The following is a 2082-nucleotide window of genomic DNA, read 5'->3' on the forward strand; positions in this document are numbered from 1 at the left end:
GCTTTGGGTAGTACCACTATCCACGGTAGGCACCAGATTGCTGTTACAACTAAATAGCCTATGGCACTGACTTTAGATACTTCATAATCTGGTGGCCATCGGGTATCCGCTATCCGCTTGAGATTTTCGTTGAACAGAAAGTAGTGGAAAAAGCCTGGGTTAGCCTGTTCTACTGCCATAAACCATGGCAAGGTTACTAGAGAGGTCACGATTATTCCTAGCCGAATTCGCAATTGCTGGAATAGTCTCCAGCTCCGTTGTCTAAATGCGATCGCTAAACAACCAATCAGGGGAAATCCTAGGAATACTGGCCCTTTGGTTAAGACACACAATCCTAAAAGACTATACAGACTTAACCAGTAGATCCAACAGTGAGGTGCCCTCTCTAACCGCCACAAGCAATAATAGGTAGCTAAGAGCAAGGTGGCCAAGAGTACATCGATCAGAATCTGGTGGGTAAACACAAACCAGCCAGTAGTCGAGCAAAGCATTAAAGCTGCTAGACGACCAGCGGTAGGATTCCAGAGTTCTCGCGCCCATTTCCAGGCAACTATCGCACCAAGCCAACCGATAATGGCTAGAGGGAGCCGTGCTGCGTACTCTGTGGAACCCCATAGGGTCGTACTGGTTGCTATCAGCCAATAAAGTAATGGGGGTTTATTCAGGTAGGGTGAACCGTTGAGATGAGGCGTAATCCAATCCCCACGTAACAGCATTTCACGGGCAACGCCGCCGAAGTGACCCTCGTGGGGTTCATACAATCCATATCCACTCAAGCCATGAATTAACACCAGCAACCCCAATAGTAATACGATCACGTCACTCCAGCCAGTAGTAGCAGAGGGGATCCGGGCTAATGGTTGATGCTTCAACACAATGGTTAAGGTCAATGATGGGTTGGTATTTTACACCCTAATACCAATATTTTTCAACTTGCTCTAGTAGTATTTGCTTAAAAGCTAGTCCAGCTCCCAATCTTCAATTTGTAGTCCACGAACTCTGCTAAATTCAGCCGTATTATGAGTAACCACAATTAAATTATTAGCAAGGGCGATCGCAGCGATTTGTAAATCATAAGGTCCGATTGGTGTTCCCATAGCTGCTAAATCAGCCCGGATTTGTCCTGCTATTCTGGCAGGATTGCTGTCTAACGGTAGAATCGTAAACTGACTGAAAAATCGTTGCAAAAGTGCTAAATTTATTGACTGTTTGGTACTACGATAAGCACCGTAATATAACTCCATCTCGGTTATGGAGCTGATAAAAATATTCTCTGGTTGTTCGGTAGCAAGGCGAGATGTCACCGCCGGACTGGTATTGTTCAACAGCCGAATGCAAACATTGGTATCCAAAAGGTAGCTCAAAATAGACTCTCCCTGGTTTCAAACTCTTCTTGCTTCCCCCGCTCTAACGGTTCTCCCGCCCAACCCCCAATTACTTCCTCAAAAAAACCAGGCATCCAGCCTTGGGGTGTTTCTAGTTTTAAGGATGATTTTAATGGATTAAAAACCACCATAACTTCTAATTCTTCGTTCGTTATCCCTACTGGAACGTCCAGATGTAAAATACCATCAGACCCCACATGGGAGATTACTTTAATGCTTTCCATCGTGCTTTCTGCGTTATAGAACTTATCCAAGTTTATAGCAGTTCTAAATTGGGTGAGCTACTTCGTCCGGGAAGTGTGGGTCTTGTGGGAGGTGTGGGATGTGTGGGGGCAGAGGAGAGACAGGGAAGTGTGGCTGAAAGGGGTAGGTTTTTTACATCAAGGTCAAACGGTTTCACAACTTGCCTTTTGATTTGGCCTACCCATTTCTAATTTCTTCCGGATCTAGACAGAGCAATCAAGGATTAAGAAATAGTAGATGCACCCTGACTAATCCCTCAGCTACCCGCTGGGGATTTTTTTTGTTCAATTTTGTCTCAACCAATCTATCAGTTCTAAATTCTTCCGGATCTAGAGAGAGCAATGAAGGAATAAGAAATAGTAGATGCACCCTGACTGATCCCTCAGCTACCGGCTGGGGATTTTTTTTTTCAATCTTGTCTCAACCAATCTATTAGTTCTATGTGGAATAGCCA

3 protein-coding genes are annotated in these 2082 nt (G+C 44.7%); all 3 read right to left on the minus strand.

The genetic code is table 11. From position 1 onward, the window contains the following. Positions 1-890: ArnT family glycosyltransferase (locus F6K20_RS35730; RefSeq protein ID WP_287297984.1), on the minus strand; the 890-nt coding region annotated here is incomplete at its 3' end. Between the two features lie 69 nt (positions 891-959). Further along, the gene (gene vapC / locus F6K20_RS35735) at positions 960-1364 is read right to left on the minus strand and encodes a type II toxin-antitoxin system tRNA(fMet)-specific endonuclease VapC (RefSeq protein ID WP_008181669.1); all 405 of its coding nucleotides are present in this window, start codon (positions 1362-1364) and stop codon (positions 960-962) included. Next, positions 1361-1609 carry a hypothetical protein gene (locus F6K20_RS35740; RefSeq protein WP_044492511.1) on the minus strand — a complete coding sequence of 83 codons (249 nt, stop codon included), beginning with the start codon at positions 1607-1609 and terminating at the stop codon, positions 1361-1363. Before F6K20_RS35740 ends, vapC begins: the two co-directional genes overlap by 4 nt. Positions 1610-2082 lie beyond the last annotated feature (473 nt).

Origin of the sequence: Moorena sp. SIO2C4 (assembly GCF_010672485.1) — a bacterium.
GTDB classification, from domain to species: Bacteria; Cyanobacteriota; Cyanobacteriia; order Cyanobacteriales; family Coleofasciculaceae; genus Moorena; species Moorena producens.